This is a genomic window from Amycolatopsis sp. M39, from assembly GCF_001651785.1.
GTDB classification, from domain to species: Bacteria; Actinomycetota; Actinomycetes; order Mycobacteriales; family Pseudonocardiaceae; genus Amycolatopsis; species Amycolatopsis rubida.
The window spans coordinates 816032-833400 of sequence record NZ_LWSF01000004.1; the positions used below are offsets into that span (position 1 = coordinate 816032).

13 protein-coding genes are annotated in these 17369 nt (G+C 72.1%); all 13 read left to right on the top strand.

Annotation, left to right across the window (positions count from 1 at the left end; translation table 11 throughout):
* Positions 1 to 111: 111 nt before the first annotated feature.
* The 13 genes from A4R44_RS14375 to A4R44_RS14440 all read left to right on the top strand — a co-directional run bounded on the left by A4R44_RS14375 (position 112) and on the right by A4R44_RS14440 (position 17363).
* On the top strand, positions 112 to 864 hold the full coding sequence (locus A4R44_RS14375) for a response regulator transcription factor (RefSeq protein WP_067580038.1): 753 nt from the start codon (positions 112 to 114) through the stop codon (positions 862 to 864).
* A gap of 920 nt (positions 865 to 1784) precedes the next feature.
* Positions 1785 to 2054 carry a hypothetical protein gene (locus A4R44_RS14385; protein ID WP_067580042.1) on the top strand — a complete coding sequence of 90 codons (270 nt, stop codon included), beginning with the start codon at positions 1785 to 1787 and terminating at the stop codon, positions 2052 to 2054.
* A 61-nt stretch (positions 2055 to 2115) separates the two neighbouring features.
* Entirely contained in the window at positions 2116 to 3372 is a 1257-nt protein-coding gene (locus tag A4R44_RS14390) for an ATP-grasp domain-containing protein (protein ID WP_067580044.1), read from the top strand.
* 58 nt (positions 3373 to 3430) lie between these two features.
* Positions 3431 to 5071, top strand: coding sequence for a DUF885 family protein (locus A4R44_RS14395; RefSeq protein ID WP_067580046.1), 1641 nt, complete (start codon positions 3431 to 3433; stop codon positions 5069 to 5071).
* A 276-nt stretch (positions 5072 to 5347) separates the two neighbouring features.
* The gene (locus A4R44_RS14400; RefSeq protein WP_067580047.1) at positions 5348 to 6085 is read left to right on the top strand and encodes an alpha/beta fold hydrolase; all 738 of its coding nucleotides are present in this window, start codon (positions 5348 to 5350) and stop codon (positions 6083 to 6085) included.
* A complete protein-coding gene (locus A4R44_RS14405; protein ID WP_093575138.1) occupies positions 6082 to 7194 on the top strand; it encodes an acyl-CoA dehydrogenase family protein in 1113 nt (370 codons plus the stop codon). Before A4R44_RS14400 ends, A4R44_RS14405 begins: the two co-directional genes overlap by 4 nt.
* Complete coding sequence (locus A4R44_RS14410; protein ID WP_067580048.1) at positions 7191 to 8015, top strand: acyl-CoA dehydrogenase family protein; 825 nt, start codon at positions 7191 to 7193, stop codon at positions 8013 to 8015. The genes A4R44_RS14405 and A4R44_RS14410 overlap by 4 nt, the downstream gene beginning before the upstream one ends.
* On the top strand, positions 8012 to 9805 hold the full coding sequence (locus A4R44_RS14415) for an amino acid adenylation domain-containing protein (protein WP_067580049.1): 1794 nt from the start codon (positions 8012 to 8014) through the stop codon (positions 9803 to 9805). The genes A4R44_RS14410 and A4R44_RS14415 overlap by 4 nt, the downstream gene beginning before the upstream one ends.
* Before the next feature lie 53 nt (positions 9806 to 9858).
* A complete protein-coding gene (locus A4R44_RS14420) occupies positions 9859 to 11370 on the top strand; it encodes an FAD-binding oxidoreductase (protein WP_067580051.1) in 1512 nt (503 codons plus the stop codon).
* Positions 11367 to 11651 (top strand): phosphopantetheine-binding protein, encoded by a 285-nt coding sequence (locus tag A4R44_RS14425; RefSeq protein ID WP_067580053.1) that lies wholly within the window; start codon positions 11367 to 11369, stop codon positions 11649 to 11651. The genes A4R44_RS14420 and A4R44_RS14425 overlap by 4 nt, the downstream gene beginning before the upstream one ends.
* A 65-nt stretch (positions 11652 to 11716) precedes the next feature.
* Complete coding sequence (locus A4R44_RS14430; RefSeq protein WP_067580055.1) at positions 11717 to 15568, top strand: non-ribosomal peptide synthetase; 3852 nt, start codon at positions 11717 to 11719, stop codon at positions 15566 to 15568.
* A 34-nt stretch (positions 15569 to 15602) separates the two neighbouring features.
* On the top strand, positions 15603 to 15821 hold the full coding sequence (locus A4R44_RS14435; protein WP_067580057.1) for an MbtH family NRPS accessory protein: 219 nt from the start codon (positions 15603 to 15605) through the stop codon (positions 15819 to 15821).
* A gap of 6 nt (positions 15822 to 15827) precedes the next feature.
* Positions 15828 to 17363, top strand: coding sequence for an amino acid adenylation domain-containing protein (locus A4R44_RS14440; RefSeq protein ID WP_067580059.1), 1536 nt, complete (start codon positions 15828 to 15830; stop codon positions 17361 to 17363).
* The last annotated feature ends 6 nt before the right edge of the window (positions 17364 to 17369 follow it).

A 17369-nucleotide genomic window follows, 5' to 3' on the forward strand; every position in this document is an offset into this window, starting at 1 on the left:
CTCGCGCGCACTGCCCCGCGGGCTGCCCGGACGCGCCCACCGGCGCGAAGTGGGGTTCATCGTCGAAAACGTTTGCGGTACAACGAATACGTTGGACACGGGGAGGGGCGGATGAGCGGCACGGCGGGTCCGGGCACGGAGCAGGCGATCAGAGTCGTCGTGGTGTCCCAGGTACGGATCTACCGCCAGGGACTGGCGCACCTGCTCGACGTCGAGGACGGGTTCGAACTGGTCGCCGCGACGTCCGAGGCGGACACCGCGGTGACGCTGCCCGGGCAGGCCAGGATCGACGTCCTGCTGCTCGACATGACCGGCGACATGGCGGGCAGCCACGGCCTGGAAACGCTGCACCGGCTGGCTGGGCTCAGCGACGTTCCCTGTGTGGTGATGGGAATCCCGGAACGGACGGCGGACGTGGTGTCCTTCGCCGAAGCGGGGATAGCGGGCTACGTCACCACGGAGAACTCGTTCACCGATCTGCTCGACACCCTGCGCTCGGCGACCCGCGGCGAGTTCGCGTGCAAGGGGAATGTCGCCGCCGGGATCGTGGAACGGCTGGCGGCGCTGGCCAGGGAACGCCGGGCCGTTTCCCTGCCGCAGCTCACCGCGCGCGAACAGGAGATCGCGGTGCTGCTGGAATCCGGCCTGTCCAACAAGCAGATCGCGGGCATGCTGCACGTCCAGCTCACCACGGTGAAAAACCACGTGCACAAGATCCTGGAGAAGCTCGGCGTCCGGGGACGGGCCGAAGCGGCGGCCATGGTCCGCGAGCACCGGCTGGCCGAGACAGGATCCGGATCCTCGAAGAGATCCATTTCAGATCGGGAAGGTTCATGCCCGCCGACGCGGGTGTCAGCAGAATAGCTGTGACCGATACCGGTTGAGGCGGAGGCCGTGGTGTTCGCACACGTCGCACAAGGCACCCCAGGACAGGCGCGCGCGGCAACGCCTTCGCCGCGGCAAGCCATCCGCGGGCAGGTACGTCCACAGTGGACGAATGCGTCCTTTTCACCGCAGGCGGCCAGCAACGGGCGAGCCCTCCGGTCACTGCGTTCCGCGGCACGAGACAGTTCGCTTTCGACGACGGCAGCGGCCGGGAGGTGCAGCCGATCATGATGTCCTGCAACGGGATGCGGGCCGGAGCACCGGCCGTGGACTGGTGCCGCCGCACGGACCTGCCCTCCCCCGCCGGGCCGCCTTGAGTCGCCCGCCGCGCTAGAGCGACCGAGTACCGGGCCGGCGCCGCCGAGGATCGCGCGCCGGGCCGGGCATTGCCGTCCCCGCGGCCGGCGATGTGCCCGCGGGATCGGCCCAGACCTTTCCCCGGCCCTCCGCCGGACCAGGATCCGTTGCGGCGAGCGCACATCCGTGCCGCCGGCGAGCGCGCACCCGCCGGGCGGATGCGGGCGAAGACTCCCCGAGCCCCGCCCGTTTTCGGCACCGGCGGGCGCAGCTTCGCGATCCGGACGCACCGGTCTCCGTCCTGCCGCGAGCCGGTTCCGTTTCCCCAGCGCCGAATCCGCGTGGTCCCGCTTCCTCCTGACCACAGCGGACGCACGAAACACCATGACCTGTTCGCGCCCCGGTCCGGGGATCAGGCGGGGATCCAGATCCCGTCTGGGCCCAATGTTGACCCCGGGGATTCATGCCGTCGGTCCGGAACACCACCAGACTGGCCATAGCTGAGGCGGTGCACGCCGATGAGCCCGATTCGAGTCCTTGTCGCCGGCATGGCGACCCTTGACCGCGACATTGTCGAGCGACTTGCAGGAGAGTGGCGGGACATGACGATCGTGTGCGAAGGAGCCGATCTCGCCGATGTCGACGTACTGCTGGTGCCCGAACCGGACTTGCTGGCCGGATACCTGAGCCTGATGTGGACGCACCGGCGGATCGGGATCGTCGTGCTGGACCCGGCCGAGCGGAACGGACTGGTCCGGGCCTGCCGGATCACGGTGCCCGCGTCCGACGCGAGCTCCACCTGGCAGCAGCGGCTGGCGGGAGCCATCCGGTCGGCGGCGGGCCCGGCGCGGCGCTTCCGGAACAGACGTTGACCCCGATGCCGCCGCCCCGCCCGCGCAACGCTCGCCAGGCCACCGAACGAGAGGACTTTCAATGACCAGCGTCCACGTCGCCTTCCTTGAGACCAACAGGACGGGCAGCGGCTACGAGGTGATGCGCGTCGCCAAGGAGCGCGGCTACCAGGTCACCCTCGTCGCCAAAGACCTCGACTTCTACCGGCAGCCCGGCCAGCAGCAGATCCCCATGGACGTCTTCGACCACGTCGTCAACTGCGACACCGACGACCCGGAGGCGGTGGCGGCGACCTTGTCCGGGCTCGAGCACCGCCCGGACGCGCTGCTCTCCGCGAGCGAGTTCCACATGCTCGCCACCGCGCGGACGGGGCGGCTGCTGAAGGTGCGGGGACAGGATCCCGAGGCGGTCCGGGCGTGCCGGGACAAGTCGCGGGGGCGGGAGCTGAGCGCGGCCGCCGGGGTGCCGATCCCCCGGTTCGTGCTGGCCGCCACGCCGGAGGAGGCGGCCGCGGCCGACGTCGGATTCCCTTGCGTGGTCAAGCCTTTGGACGATTCGGGCAGCTACGGCGTCAAGCTGTGCGCGAACGCGCAGGAGGTCGCCGACCACGCCAAGGCCCTGCTCGCCTGGACCCACAACGAGGTCGGGCAGCCGAAGCTCCCGTCGGTCCTGGTCGAGGAGTACCTGCACGGCCGGGAGATCAGCGTCGAGGTGGTCGTCGCCGACTCGCGGGCCCGGATCGTCGCGATGACCGACAAGGTGCTGCTCGACCCGCCCATTTTCTACGAAATCGGGCACACCGTCCCGGCGGCCCTCGCCCCCGAGGCGGAGGCCGCCTGCCGCGAGGTCGCCGTGCAGGCGCTCGAGGCCATCGGCTACGACTTCGGCGCGGCGCACGTGGAGCTGATGATCACCGGCGACGGGCCGAAGCTGATCGAGGTGAACTGCCGGCTCGCCGGCGACCAGATCACCCGGCTGGTGAAGATGGCGACGGGGTACGACATGCACGCGGCGCTGCTCGACATCCACCTCGGCGCGGACCCCGGCGAACCGCCCGCCCCGCAGCGCGGCGCGGCCGTCGTGTTCGTGGCGAGCCCCGGCGGCCGGATCCTTTCCCTGGACGGGGTCGAGGACGCCCGTTCGATGCCGTACGTGAGGGAAGCGGACAAGTTCGTCGAGCCCGGCGCCGTCCTTCCGGAAGAGGCCGCGGGCTACGACCGCCTCGGTTACACGATCGCGGTCGCCCCGGACGGACCGGCCGCCGCGGCCGCCGCGAAGGACGCGGCCGACGCGATCAAGGTGGGCTTCGAACCCGTTCCGGGAACTGATCTCCGGTGACCGGCGCCGCCGGCCGGCCACGAAACCCGTTCGCCCTCGCCCGGAAAGGAGGCACCGGATGACCGAGGCAGCCCACGCGCTCGCGGAACTGGCCGCGGAATTCCGGGGGTGGCGCACCCAGACCCAGCCTGACGCGGGCGACGACGTCCCGCGCGTGGACCGGCCGGCGGGCTGGCTCGCCGACTGGTCGGCCGGCGCGGTCGCCAAGCGCCGCCTGGCGCTGGCCGGCTACGTCGAACGGCACCAGGCCGTCGACGTGTCGGGCGAACCGGTTTCCGTCCAGGTCGACGGGCGGCTGCTGGGCTCCGCGCTGGCCCGCGTGCACTGGGAACTGGACCTGCTGCGCGGCTGGCAGCGCAACCCCGGGTTCTACGTCGAGCAGGCGCTGCTGCAGATCTTCAACCTGCTGCTGATGCCGCCGCCGTTCGACCGGGAGCGGGTCGCCGAGATCGTCCGGAACCTCCGGCACGTCCCGGTCGTCCTCGGCCAGGGGCGGGAGAATCTGCCGGGACACGCCGCCGCTCCCTTCGCCGAGCAGACGCTGCGCGGACTGGCCACGGCCGCGGCGGAGGTCGAACTCGCGATGGCCGAGCTCGCCGCTTTCCTTGCCGCGGCGGGAAATTCCGGACCGGAGACGGCCGAATTGCCCGCCGCGGCCGGAGAGGCCGCCCGCGCTCTCGACGCGTACCGGGACTGGCTCGGCTCGCAGTCGTTCGACGGCGACGCCGTGGTCGGACCGGCCGCGATGCGGTACTTCCTGCACAACGTCGCCCTGCTGCCCTACTCCGGCGACCAGCTCCGCGACCTGGCCCGCGAGGAGTTCAACCGCGCGGTCGCGGCCGAGGCGATCCTCGGGAAACGCGTGCCGCACGGCGAACGCGTCCCGCCCGGGAACCTCGACGAGATCATCGAGCGGCTGCGGGCCGACGAGACCGCCGTGCGCGCTTTCTACGCCGACCGCGACCTGCTCAGGCTGCCGGACGACCTGCGCCGCTACACCTTCGCCGCGATGCCGTCCTACCTCGCGCCGTTGAGCTGGCTCGGCGTCACGCACGACATCGGTTCGCTGGATCGTCCCGCCCAGGACGCGATCTGCTATCTGAACCCGCCCCGGGAGGGCATGTCCTACTTCGCCAAGGCCAAATCGCGAGATCCGCGCATCGGCCTCACGCACGAGGCCGTCCACGCTTTCCAGTCGGCGCTGTCGTGGCGGCATCCCAACCCGGTGCGCCGCCATTTCTACGACTCCATCCCGAACGAGGGCGTCGCGTTCTACAACGAAGAGCTGCTGCTGCAGGCAGGTTTCCTCGACGACATGCCGGACAGCGCCGTGTTCATCGCGAACTCGATGCGGCTGCGAGCGCTGCGGGTCGAGGTGGACATCCGGCTCGCCGAAGGCACGCTCACCATCGACGAGGCCACGGACCGGCTCGCCGACATCGTGCCGATGGACCGGCCGACCGCCTGGCAGGAGGCTGCCTTCTTCGCGGGCACTCCGGGCCAGGGCCTCAGCTATCTGGCGGGCAAGGCGCAGATCCTGAGCCTGCTCGCCGCGTGCGCGCACCGGTCGGAAAGCTTCGATCTCCGCGCGTTCCACGAACGCCTTTGGTTCGAGGGCAACGTCCCGGCCGCCTTGCTCCGCTGGGAACTCCTCGGCCTCGACGACCACCTCGGCCGAGCCGACCGGCTGGCCGGCTGATCCGAGCGGCGGGCCCGGCCCGCCCGTGACAGAAGGGGGAACGACATCACGACCAACGCCCCGTCGTCCGGCGCGACGCCGGCAACCGGCACCGGCTGAAGTTCCGCTCCCGCCGGGACCGGTGCGCGGCGCGCGCATCGCGTCCGCGGTCCCGTCGCTCCCGGCAGGCCCGGTCCTGATCCGGCCTGCCCTGGGCCCTCGCCCGATGTTCGGCTTCCTCGGCGCGGCTCCCGACGCCGCCGCCGGTCCTTTTCCTGCGCTCATAAGGGGTTTCTGATGTCCGAAGTGGACAGCGCACCGGCGGAGAGCCCGCCCCGCGACCGCTGCCGGGTCGGCTTGACCAGCGCGGCGGCGGGAACTCCGGTGCTCAACCTGGTCCATCCGGCGGGCGGGTCGGTGGCCTGCTACCGCGGGCTGGCCGGGGGGCTGTCGCCCGAGCTGGCGACGGCGGCCTTCCTCCCGGCGGCGCTGGACGGGGGCGTGCTGGACCAGGACGTCGAGACCATGGCCGACCGCTATCTGGCGGAGGTGCCGCCGGGCCCGGTGCTGCTGGGCGGGTGGTCGTTCGGCGGGCTGGTCGCCTTCGAGATGGCGAGAAGGCTCGCGGCCGCGGGGCGCGCGACCGGCCCGTTGCTCCTGATCGACACCCCGCTCCCCGGGTTCGGGGCAGTCGACGACGCGGCGCTCGCCGCCGAGTTCGAGACCGAGCTGGCCAAGACGACCGGCGCCGACGGCAGTACCGCCGAGGAGCGCGCGAGCCGGTTCGAGGTGTTCCGCACGCACTGCCGGGCGCAGGTCGCCTACCGGCCGCCGGAGCCGATCGCCAACGACCTCGTCCTCGTCGCCCGCAAGGACAACGAGGACGCGCCGCGCTGGCAGGACCACACGACGGGTCGCCTGCGCCTGCGCCGGCTGCCTGCCGGCCACTACGAGCTGATGAGGACACCGCACGTGGGCGCCTTGACCCGATTCGTGAAGCCGGCGCTGATCGCCGCAGGGAAGAGTCTCCGATGAACCCGACGCTGACTCCCGAGCTGGACCTCTTCCGGGAAGAGCTGCGCGGCCTGCTGGCCCGGCCCGAGGTCGGGGCGGAACTGGCCGCCCTCGCCGATACGCCCGTCGAGGACCGTTTCCCCGCCAGGACCTACCGGCTGCTCGGCGAGCACCAGATGCTCGCCCCGGCCTGGCCGCGGCGCTACGGCGGGCGGGACGCGACCTCGGCCCACGCCGCGATCGTGCAGGAAGAGCTGTCCGCGCACGGAATCCCGGACATGCCCTTCATCAACACGATCACGAACGCCGGGGCACTGCTGCTCTTCGTGGCCGACGCCGCGCAGAAAGCCCGCTTCCTGCCCTCGCTCGCCGCCGGCCTCGCCACGATGGTGGTGCTCTACACCGAGGCCGAAGCGGGATCGGACCTGGCGTCGCTGCGGACCCGGGCCGAGCGGGCCGAGGACGGCTGGCGGCTGTACGGGGCCAAGTGGTACGCGGTGCAGGTCCGCCGCGCGGGCTACGCCGTGGTCGCCGCCAGGACTTCCGAGCGGGGCCGGGCCGCGGCGGGCATCACGCTGTTCCTCGTCGCCCTCGACGATCCCGGCGTCACGGTGAGCCTGGTCGAATCGCTTTACCCCGACCCGTTTTACGAGGTGCTGCTGGACGGGGTGCACGTCCCCTCCTCCGACGTGCTGGGGCCGGTCGACGGCGGCTGGTTCGTGCTGGCCGCCGCGCTGGCGATCGAGCGGACCGGCGTCGACTACATCGCCAAGGCCACCAGCTGGCTGGAGATCGTGGCCAGGCAGGTCGAAGCCCTCGACGACCCCGTTCTCTCCGATCGCCTGGCCAGTCTGCAGACCCAAGCCGCGGCCGGGCGCGTCCTGGCGTGGCGGATGGTCGAGCGCCAGCAGCAAGGCGACCTGAACGCCGAGGAGGCGGCGATGGCCAAGTGGTTCAACAGCGAACTGTGCGTGAAGGTGGCGCGCCTGGCATTGGAGTCCGGCGGCCCGGCGGACGACGCCTCGGTGGCGATGCTCCGCGAGGCGCCCGGGCTGACCCTTTCCGCGGGCGGCTCGGAAATCATGCTGGGAATCATCGCTTCCAGCCTCGGTCTCGGAGCGGCGTCATGAGCGTCGAGACCCGGCAGGCGGCGTCGGGCTACTCGTCCGCCTATGAAAGCGGAATCGCGGGTGCCCCGTACGCGGCGATCGAGCACGCTGTCGCCGCTGAATCCCTTGCCAGCCATGACATCGACGAAGCGATGCGGGCACGGGCAGCGTCTCCTGTCGCGGTGCTGATCCCCGGAGCGCCCGGGCAGGCGGTCGCCGTGGGCCCGGCCGAGTGGCTGCTCGCAGTGGGCCCGCAACTGGTTCTCTACAACAAAGACGATGTCACCCGCCGGCCCCTGCGCTCGCTGCTGGACGACGAGGAGCTGTACGCCGTCGACAACGGCCCCGCGACCGGACTCGTCGTGTGCGACGAGGCTGGCTGCACGGCCTGCGCGCTGACGCCGGCGCGGCTTCGCAGCCGAACCGCCGGCTATCTCTGCGGTCTCGCGCAAGGTGCCGTCGACGCGGCAGTCCGGCGCGTGCAGGACCGGGTGCAGTTCGACCGGCCGATCGGGAGCAACCAGACGGTCGCCTTCCAGCTGGCCGCGCTCACCGCCCGGCTCGCCGCCGTGCACGCCCTCGGCGAGCACGTCTCCGCCCGGATCGAGTCCGGCCAGGCGGAAGCCGATCCGGCGGGGGAAGCCTCGCGGCTGCTCGCGGCGAGCGCGGAACTCGCGGTCGAGGCGAGCGCCGCCGGCCTGCACCTGCACGGCGCTTTCGGACTGCGATCCGACCAGGACGCCCAGCGCCGCTACCGCAAAGCCTGCGCATTCTCCGTCCGCCACGGAACAGCCGCCCGGCTGCGACAGGCGGGCTCAACCCGAAGGGAAGGTTCCCGATGACCAGCACCGGCCGCCCGGGCGGTCCCCCCGAGCCGGAGGCGATCGGCCTGCACCACCTGGTCGAACGGCAGGCGGCGGCGACGCCCGAGGCGATCGCCGTGACCGCGCCCGACGCGACCTGGACCTACGCCGAACTGGACGAGCAGGCGGCCCGGATCGCGGCCGGACTGCGCGAGCGCGGGGCAGGCCGCGGCCGGCTGATCGGGATGGCGATCGAGCGCTCCGCCGCCGCCGTCGCCGCCATCCTCGGCATCCTCAAGACAGGCGCGGGCTACGTGCCGCTCGATCCGGAGTTCCCGGAAAGCCGGCTGCGCTTCATGATCGAGGATTGCCTTCCCCTCGTCGTCCTGCACACCGGGGCCGAGCTGCCGTCGGTGGCCGGGACCGCGATGGCGGAGCTCGACGACGTCCTCGGCTCCCCCGGCGCGCGAGAAGAAGCAGCGGAGATCTCGCCGGAGCAGACGGCCTACGTCATCTACACCTCCGGGTCCACTGGCCGGCCGAAGGGCGTCGAGATCCCGCACCGCGGCATCGTCGACCGGGTCCTCTGGGAGCGCACCGCCTACCCCTCCGGGCCCGGGGACGCGGTGATCCTGCATCACGCGCTGAGCTTCGACGTCTCGTTGTGGGAGATCTTCATCCCGCTCACCACGGGCGGGCGGCTCGTCGTCGCCGACCCGCTGTACGGGCAGGATCCCCGGTACCTGACCGATCTCGTCCGCACGGAGAACGTCACCTGCCTCGCGGTCGTCCCAGCACTGCTGCAGGCGCTGCTGGACGAGAAGCCCGGACTGGGCGGCTGCCCGTCGTTGCGCGAGGTGTTCTCCGGCGGCGAAGTGCTTTCCCCGGCACTGGCCCGCAGGTTCTTCGCGACCGTGAAAGCCGGGCTGCACAACCAATACGGCCCCACCGAGTATTCGATCGACACGACGTACTGGGACTGCGTCGCGGACGACCCGTCCGCCTCGGTCCCGATCGGTTTTCCGCGAACCAGCGCCCGGCTCTACATCCTCGACCCGCAGGGCCGCCCGGCAGGCGAAGGAGAGGCGGGCGAACTCCACATCGCCGGTCCGGGACTCGCGCTCGGCTACCTCAACCGGCCGGAGCTGACCCGGGAGCGCTTCGTCGGCAACCCGTTCGACGGCGGCCGCATGTACCGGACGGGCGACGTGGTCCGCCGCCGCGACGACGGCGCGCTGGAGTTCGTCGGCCGGGCCGACGACCAGGTCAAGGTGCGCGGGTTCCGCATCGAGCTCGGCGAGATCGAGCGGGCGGTCGAAGCGCTCCCGGAGGTCGAGCGGGCGGTGCTGACCACGGTGGGCGACGGGGACGACCTCGCGCTCGCGGCCTTCGTGACGCCGGGCTCGGTCGACGGCCGGCAGGTCCGGGCGCGGCTGGCCGAGGTGCTGCCCGAGTACATGGTCCCCGCGCACGTCGTCGCGCAGGACCGGCTGCCGCTCGGGCCGACCGGCAAGGTGGACAAGTCCGCGCTGGCCCTGCCCGCGCAGTCCGCCCGGCCCGCCGGAGAGGTTCCGCGCGACCCGGAAGAGGAACTCGTCGCGGGCACCTTCGCCGAGATCCTCGGCGTGCCCGAGGCGGCGGCGGGCGACGACTTCTTCGAACTCGGCGGCAATTCGCTGCAAGCGTTGCGGCTGCTGAACATCCTGCGGAAGAACTCGCCCGAGCTGCCGATCGCGGTGCTCTTCGAAACCCCGACCGTCGCGGGCATCGCGGCGGCCCTGCGCGAGGTCGGCCAGACCCCGGATCCATCGGCGGTAGCCGGGCCGTGACACCGGCCCCGCGACCGCGCCAGCTGAATCCCACTGGAACACACGGAGGAACGATGCAACGCCCGAACTCTGCCAACCCGGAAACGCCGAAACAGGCCGACGTCGTCATCGTCGGCAACGGAGCGCTCGGCCTGTTCCTCGCCGAGGAGCTGATCGAGCGCAACGCCGGCTCCGTCGTCGTGGTCGGCCCGGACGACCGCGACGCCGGGGCGAGCAAGGCCGCAGGCGCCATGCTCGGCTGCTTCGGCGAGGTGACCGCGGACTCGCTGCGGACCCACGCCTCGCGGACGAGGTTCGAAATCGGCCTGCGAGCGCACGAGCGCTGGCCGGACGTGCTCAGCAGGCTCGAGCCCTACTCCACGACGGGGTCCCCGCTGCAGACCGCCACCGAATCGCACGTGGTCCTCAACGCCATCGGCGCGGAGCTGGACACGATCAACTTCGACGCGATGATCAAGGCGCTCGACGAGTACGGCAAGCCGTGGTCGGAGATCGACCCGAAGCAGATCCCGGGCTTCAAGCCGCGGACCGACGCCCGGTCGCTGCGCTCCATCCACGTGCCGGGCGAGGGAGCCGTGGACGCCCGCGGCGTGCTCGCCGCCCTTGAGGCGCGCCTCGACGAGATCGGCGCGACCCGCGTCGACGCGATCGTGCGCAGGCTGGTCAAGGACGGCGAAGCGGTGACCGGGGTCGAGCTCGCCGACGGCCACGTCATCGAGGCGGGGACCGTGGTCGTCGCGACCGGGGCGAGCAGCGAGGGCCTGGTGCGCACCGCGGCCGAGGACCTCGAACTCATCCCCATGATCGCGGGCCTCGGCTTCGCGATGCTCGCGAAGCGCACCGGCGGCGAGCCGTTCCGCAGCGTGGTGCGGACCCCGAACCGCGGCTTCGCGTGCGGCCTGCACGTCGTGCCCGCCGGAAACGGCCGCGAATACCTCGGCGCGACCAACCGTCTCGTCGACGACATTTCCAGCGTCACCTGGGTCGGCGACGCGCGCTACCTCGCCCAGTACGCGATGCAGCAGCTGGACGAGCAGATCGCGCGGCACGAGGTCGTGGGCTGGCTCAGCGGGAACCGCCCGGTGACCTTCGACGGCTTCCCGATGATCGGCTGGCTTCCGCTGCCCGGCCTCTACCTGATGACCGGCACCTACCGCGACGGTTTCCACTGCGCGCCGCTGCTGGCGGACCACGTCGCGAACGAGTTGCAGGGCCAGCCGGGGCTCATCGACTCGATGTTCAACCCGGTGCGCCGCCCGATCCAGGTCAGGACGGTCGAGGAAGCCATCGAGGAATACGTGGTGCACAGCCTCGCCGCCTGGTTCGAGACCGGTGCGGAGGCCGCGCCGCAGATGACGACCACGCAGCTGGCGGCCTACTACCGGACCCGGGGCCGGGAGGCCTTCGAGCACTTCGGCACCGACTACGCGTTCGGCCCCGACGTGCTCTGGTACGCCGAGGGCAGCCTCGTCGGCGGGCGGCGGATCGCCCGCTACCTGAACCGCCTGCGCGGCAGCGCCGCCGACTTGGCTTCGGTCGGCAGCACGGCCGGAGCAGCGCGATGAGCGCGCCGCGGGAGTCCGCCCGGGACCTCGTCGCGACGCTGGCCGCGAAACACCTCAACCTCGGCCATCGCGAACTGCGCCCCGGCGAAGACCTCTGGAACCTGGGCATGACCTCGCTCACCTGCATGGGCTTGATGCTGGAGATCGAGGACGCCTTGGACGTCGAACTGCCCGCCGACCGGCTCAACGCCGAAACCTTCGCTTCGGTGGACGGCATCGTCGCCGCGGTCGAGTCGGTCCAGCTGGGCGTCCCCGGCGAAGAGACGCGCGCGCGGACCTGACCGCCGCCTCGCAGCGCCGGTTCGCGGCGCATTCATCGAAACCTCGAGAGGAGCCCAGCGTCATCATGCCTCGACGAGAGCGGCGGCCGGCGAATCCGTTCCCGCTGGTCCGCGAGCCCGCGGCGGGCGGGCGCCCGCCCGCCGCGGGACAGGAGCGGCTCTGGTGGGTCCACCAGCTGGATTCCGCGAACGGGCAGTACCACATCCTGGAGGGCTGGAAGTTCCCCCAGTACCTGGAGCCCGCGGCGCTCGGCTCGGCCCTCGCCGGGCTCGTCCGCAGGCACGAGCTGCTCCGGACGAGGTTCGCCCCGCGTCCGGACGGAACGGTCGTCCTGGAGGTCCTCGACGAGGTCGCCGTCCCGGTCGACTGGGCGGGCCGGGACTGGCGCGCGGCTCTCGACGACGCCGCCGCCCGGCCGTTCGACCTCGCGCGGCCGCCGCTGTTCCGGGTGATCGCCGCCGAATTCGACGACGGCCCGCGGCTGTGCATGGTCATGCACCACATCGTCACCGACCGCGCGTCGATGGACGTGCTGTCGCGCGACCTGGCCGAGCTGTACGCGGCCGCGGTGGAGGACCGGCCCGCGCGGCTGCCGGAACTGCCGGTCCAGTACGGCGATTACGCCGCCTGGCAACGGAAATTCCGCACCGAGGAGCGGCTCGCGCAGCTGCTCGGCTGGTGGCGGGACGCCTTGGCCGGCCACGAACGGCCGGAGCTTCCGCTGGACCGGCCGCGTCCGGCGGCCGCGGACGGGGCGGGCGACACCGTCGTCGCCCGCCTGTCCGAGGAGACCGCCTCCGCGCTGGCGGACCTGGCCTGGCGAGCCCGCGCCACCCCGTTCATCGTGGTGCTGGCCGCGCTCGCGGCGACGATGAGCGCCTACACCGGTTCGGACGACGTCGTCCTCGGCGCGATCGTCTCCGACCGTCCGCATCCCGATCTGCAGGATCTGGTCGGATTCTTCATCAACACGGTGCCGGTCCGGATCCGGCTGGACGGGCCGGACCTGACCTTCCGCGACCTCATCGTCCGCGCCCGCGACGCGTGGATGGCCGCGGACGCGCACCAGGACGCGCCCTTCGAGCAGATCGCGGGCGCGGCGGGAGACGGGGCGCGGTCCCAGCGCAACCCGGTGTTCGACGCGGTGCTGAACCACGCGGGCGACCGGGTGGACCTGACGGAGTCGGGCGGCGCGCTTTCCCTGTGGCGTCCCGAATTGCCCACGACCGCCCGGTTCGACCTCTCGGTCACCACGCTGCCTGCCGACGGCGGCATCGAGGTCACCTTCCTGTACCGCCAGGACTTGTTCGACCGGGCCCCGATCGAGGCGATGACCGCCCGGTACGTCCGGCTGATCGAGCAGGCGGTGGCCGAACCCGAGCGCCCGCTGCGCGACTTCGCCCTGGTTTCGGCGCGGGAACTCCAGCTCCTGCACAGCCGCAACGACCCGAGCCCCGCCCCGGAAGCCACCGTCGTCGAGCTTTTCCAGGCACAGGCCGCTTCCCGGGGCGAGGCCCCCGCGGTGACCGGAGCCGACGGAACGCTCTCCTACCGGGAGCTGAACGAGCGGGCGAACCAGCTGGCCCGGCACCTGAGCACCCTCGGCGCCGGGCCGGAGCGGATCGTCGGCGTGTGCCTTGAGCACAGCGTCGAGCGCTACGTGGTTCTGCTCGCGATCGCCAAGTGCGGCGGCGCTTATCTGCCGCTGGACCCGGGTTTTCCCGCCGAGCGGCTGCGTTTCCTGCTGGAGGACTCCGGCGCGGTCCTGACGGTGGTCAGCCCGTCGTTGCACACCGCGCTTCCGGCGGACACCGGGCCAGTGCTCGAATTCGGCCGCGGCACACCCGATCTGACCGGCGCCGAGACCGGGGATCTCCCCCTGGCCGCGCGGCCGGCCAACCTGGCTTACCTGATTTCCACGTCGGGTTCCACCGGGACGCCCAAATCGGTCGCGATCCCCCACCGAGGGCTGAGCAGGCTGGTCGCGGGAGCCCCGCGCTACCTCGAGACCGGCCCCGGCACGACGTTCCTCCAAGCCGGTCCGCTGACCTTCGACGTCGCCGTGCTCGAGTGGACCGCGCTGGCGAACGGCGGGTGCGTCGTGGTCGCGGACACCGGAACGCTGCAGGAAAACCTCGAACCGCTCGTGCGCGACCACGGCGTCACGACCCTGAAACTGGTCTCCCCGCAGCTCGATCTCCTGGTGGAGCGCGGAATCCAGACGCTGGCCGGAGTGCGCCAGCTCGTCGTCGGCGGGGACGTCGTCAACCCGAAGAGCTTCGCCGCGGCCCTCGACCTGCTTCCCGGCTGCCGGGTGACCGCCTCGTACGGGCCGACCGAAAGCACCGTGCTGGCCACCGTGTTCGAGGGTCGCCCCGGGACCGGCCGGGTGCCCGTCGGCCACGCCGTCCCGCACACCCGGGCCTACGTCCTCGACCGGAACCTCGGCCACTGCCCGGTCGGGATGCCGGGCGAGATCTGCCTGGCAGGCGACGGGCTCGCGCGCGGCTACCTCGGCCGTCCGGGGCTGACCGCCGAGAAGTTCGTCCCCGATCCGCACGGGCCGCCGGGATCGCGCATGTACCGCACCGGGGACGCGGGCCGGTACCTGGCCGACGGCGAGATCGACTTCCTCGGGCGCACGGACCGCCAGGTGAAGATCCGCGGTTTCCGGATCGAGACGAGCGAGATCGAGCACGCGCTGCTGCGCAGTCCCGGCGTCTCCTCGGCGATCGTGCTGCGCGCGGAACGGGAGACCGGTCCGTGCCTGGCTGCCTACGTCGTGGCCTCCGGCGAGGTCGACCGGGACGCACTGCGCCGACAGCTCCGCGAGTCCTTGCCCGCGTACATGGTTCCCGACCACATCGTCGAGGTCCCCCGAATTCCGCTGACCGCCAACAACAAGACCGACCGGGCCGCACTCGCCGCGATCCCGCTGGGACCGTCCGGCCCCGCCGAGGCAGCGCCACCCGAGACCGGTCTTGAAGCCCGGATCGCGGAGGCTTGGTCGGCAGTGCTCGGCCACCCGGTGCCCGCCGCGGGCGACTTTTTCGAGCACGGCGGCCATTCCTTGCTGGTGCCCAGGGCGACCGCGGCGATCCGGCAGCTGCTCGGGCGCGAGGTCTCGCTCCGGCTCATGCTCGACCACCGCACGCCCGCGTCGTACGCGCGGGCGTTGTCGGGCGAGAGCGCGCCCGATCTCGGCGCCGCTTCGCGAGAAAATCGGCTGGAACGGCAGACCTGGCACCACCAAGCCCTCGGCGGGAGCCGCCGGGTGGACCTGTTCGTGTCCGCGGCGGATCCGGCCGCCCCGGTGACCCGAGCCCTGGTGGTGCTCGACGGCTCGGAATTCGTGGACGTCATGCGGTTCCCGGCGATCCTCGACCGGCTCGCCCTCGCCGGGCGCATCCCGCCGACCGCGGCGATTTTCCTGAGCCCCGCCGACTGGTCGGGCCGCCGGGCGGAACTGCTCGACGACGCGTACGTCGACGTGCTCGCCGACGATCTGGTGCCGCGCCTGCGCGACTGGCTCGGCGATCGGTGGCGGGGAGAACGGGTCACCGCGCTCGGCGCGAGTCTCGGCGCCATCGCCGCCGTCCGGGCCGCCCTGCGCCGGCCGGACTGTTTCGACGGCGCCGTCGGCATTTCGGGCCCCTTCACCGATTACGAACTCACTCCCCGCCCGGACGGCGGCGCCTCCCGTCCGGCCCGGCTCTTCCTCGCCGCCGGCCAGGAGGAAGCCGGCATCGAGCTCGACGACGGGCTCAGCCTGCTGGAGGCGACCAAGAAGGTCGCCGCAGAGCTGAGCGGACAGGGCCACGCCGTCCGCGACGAATACGGCGACGGAGGCCACACCTATGCCGCTTGGGAAGCAGCGCTTCCCGAAGCCGTCGCATGGGTGCTCGGCAAGGACTGACAGACCACTGACGGACAAGGAGAGCAGGCACCGCATGTTCGACGACACGCAGCGCGAGTTCCGCGTCGTGGTCAACGACGAGGAGCAGTACTCGATCTGGCCGTCCGGGCGGGATCTTCCGGCCGGCTGGCGGGCCGAGGGCCGGACCGGGTCCGCAGAGGACTGTCTCGCCCTCATCGACGAAATCTGGACCGACCTGCGGCCGCTGAGCCTTCGCCGGGCCGCGGCGGCGGAAACCGCACCGAGGAGTTAGCGCGCCATGGACGATTCCCGTCAGACCCGAGCGGACCTGCCCGGTCCCCGGACGGTGTGCGAACTGTTCGAGCACCAGGTCCGGACCCGCCCGGACGCCACGGCCGTGCGGACCGCCGCACGTTCGTGGACCTACGCCGAGTTCGGCCGCGAAACGGCCCGGCTGGCGCATCGGCTCAGCCGCCTCGGAGCGGGCCCGGACACAATCGTCGGGATGCCGATCCCGCGCGGCGCCGCCGCCTTGATCGGCATCGTGGCGACGATGCGGTCCGGCGCGGGATGCCTGCCGCTGGACCCCGACGATCCGCCCGCCCGCAACCGGGAGGTGCTCCGGGACGTCGGGTGCGAGCTGACGCTGGCCCTCTCCCCCGACGACCGGCTCCCGGGCGTGCAGCTGCTCGACGACCCCACGCTCCAGGACGAACCCGAGACGGGCGAGGGCCTGCCCGCCCCGGCGCCGCAGGACCTGGCGTACGCGATCACGACGTCCGGCTCGACCGGCCGGCCGAAAGTGGTGGGCGTCCCGCACGAAGGCATCGTCAACCTCATTCTGGCCAGCCGCGACGACCTGGACCTGATCCGCCCGGACGACGCCGTCCTGTGGACGTCCCCGGCCACTGTCGACATCACGATGCAGGACTGCCTGATGGCCCTGTGCTGCGGAGCCGCCGTCGCGGTCCCGAGACAGGGCGAGCTGCCGGCGACCCGGATCGTGCACGAAGCCCGCACGCTCGGCGCCACGGTGCTGGACATCCCGGCGGCCATGGTCGGACCGTACGGCGAATCCCTCCTCCCGCGCCTGGCCAAAGCCGGGGTGCGGCTCGTCGCGGCCGGGAGTTCGCAGCTGGACGGCCGCGGCCTCGCGGACGCCGCGGGCTCGATGGTCGTGCAGAACTGTTACGGCCCTACCGAAGCCTCGGTCGCCGTCACCTGGTACCGGTGCCTTTCCTCGACGCCGCAACGGGCGCCGATCGGCAAGGCGATCCGGAACGTGCGCACCTACGTGCTCGACGAGGAACTGCGCCAGGTCCCGGCCGGCGAGGTCGGCCAGCTGTTCCTCGCCGGCCCGGCGCTCGCCCGGGGATACCTCGGCCTGCCCGCCCGGACGGCGCGGGCGTTCCTGCCCGACCCGTACTCCCCCGCCCCCGGCGAGCGGATGTACGCGACCGGGGACCGGGTCGTCCGGCAGCCGGACGGGGATCTCGTTTTCCACGGCCGGATCGACGACCAGGTGAAGATCAACGGTTTCCGGGTGGAGACCGGCGAGGTGGAGCACGCCCTGCTCCAGTGCCCCGGCGTCGCCGACGCCGTGATGCTGGTGCGCGAGGACGCTCCGGGCGGCACGGCCGTCGTCGCCTTCCTGGCGGGCACGCCGTCCGCCGACGAGGAGCTGGCGCGGCGGCTGCGCGAACGGCTGCCCGGCCACATGGTCCCGCGGTTCTACGTGTGGCTGGACGAACTGCCGCTCAACCGGCCGGGAAAGGTCGACCGCGCCGCGCTCGCCGAGGTCCCGGTCGCCGATCTCGTGTACGGGGGCGGCTGACCGGCC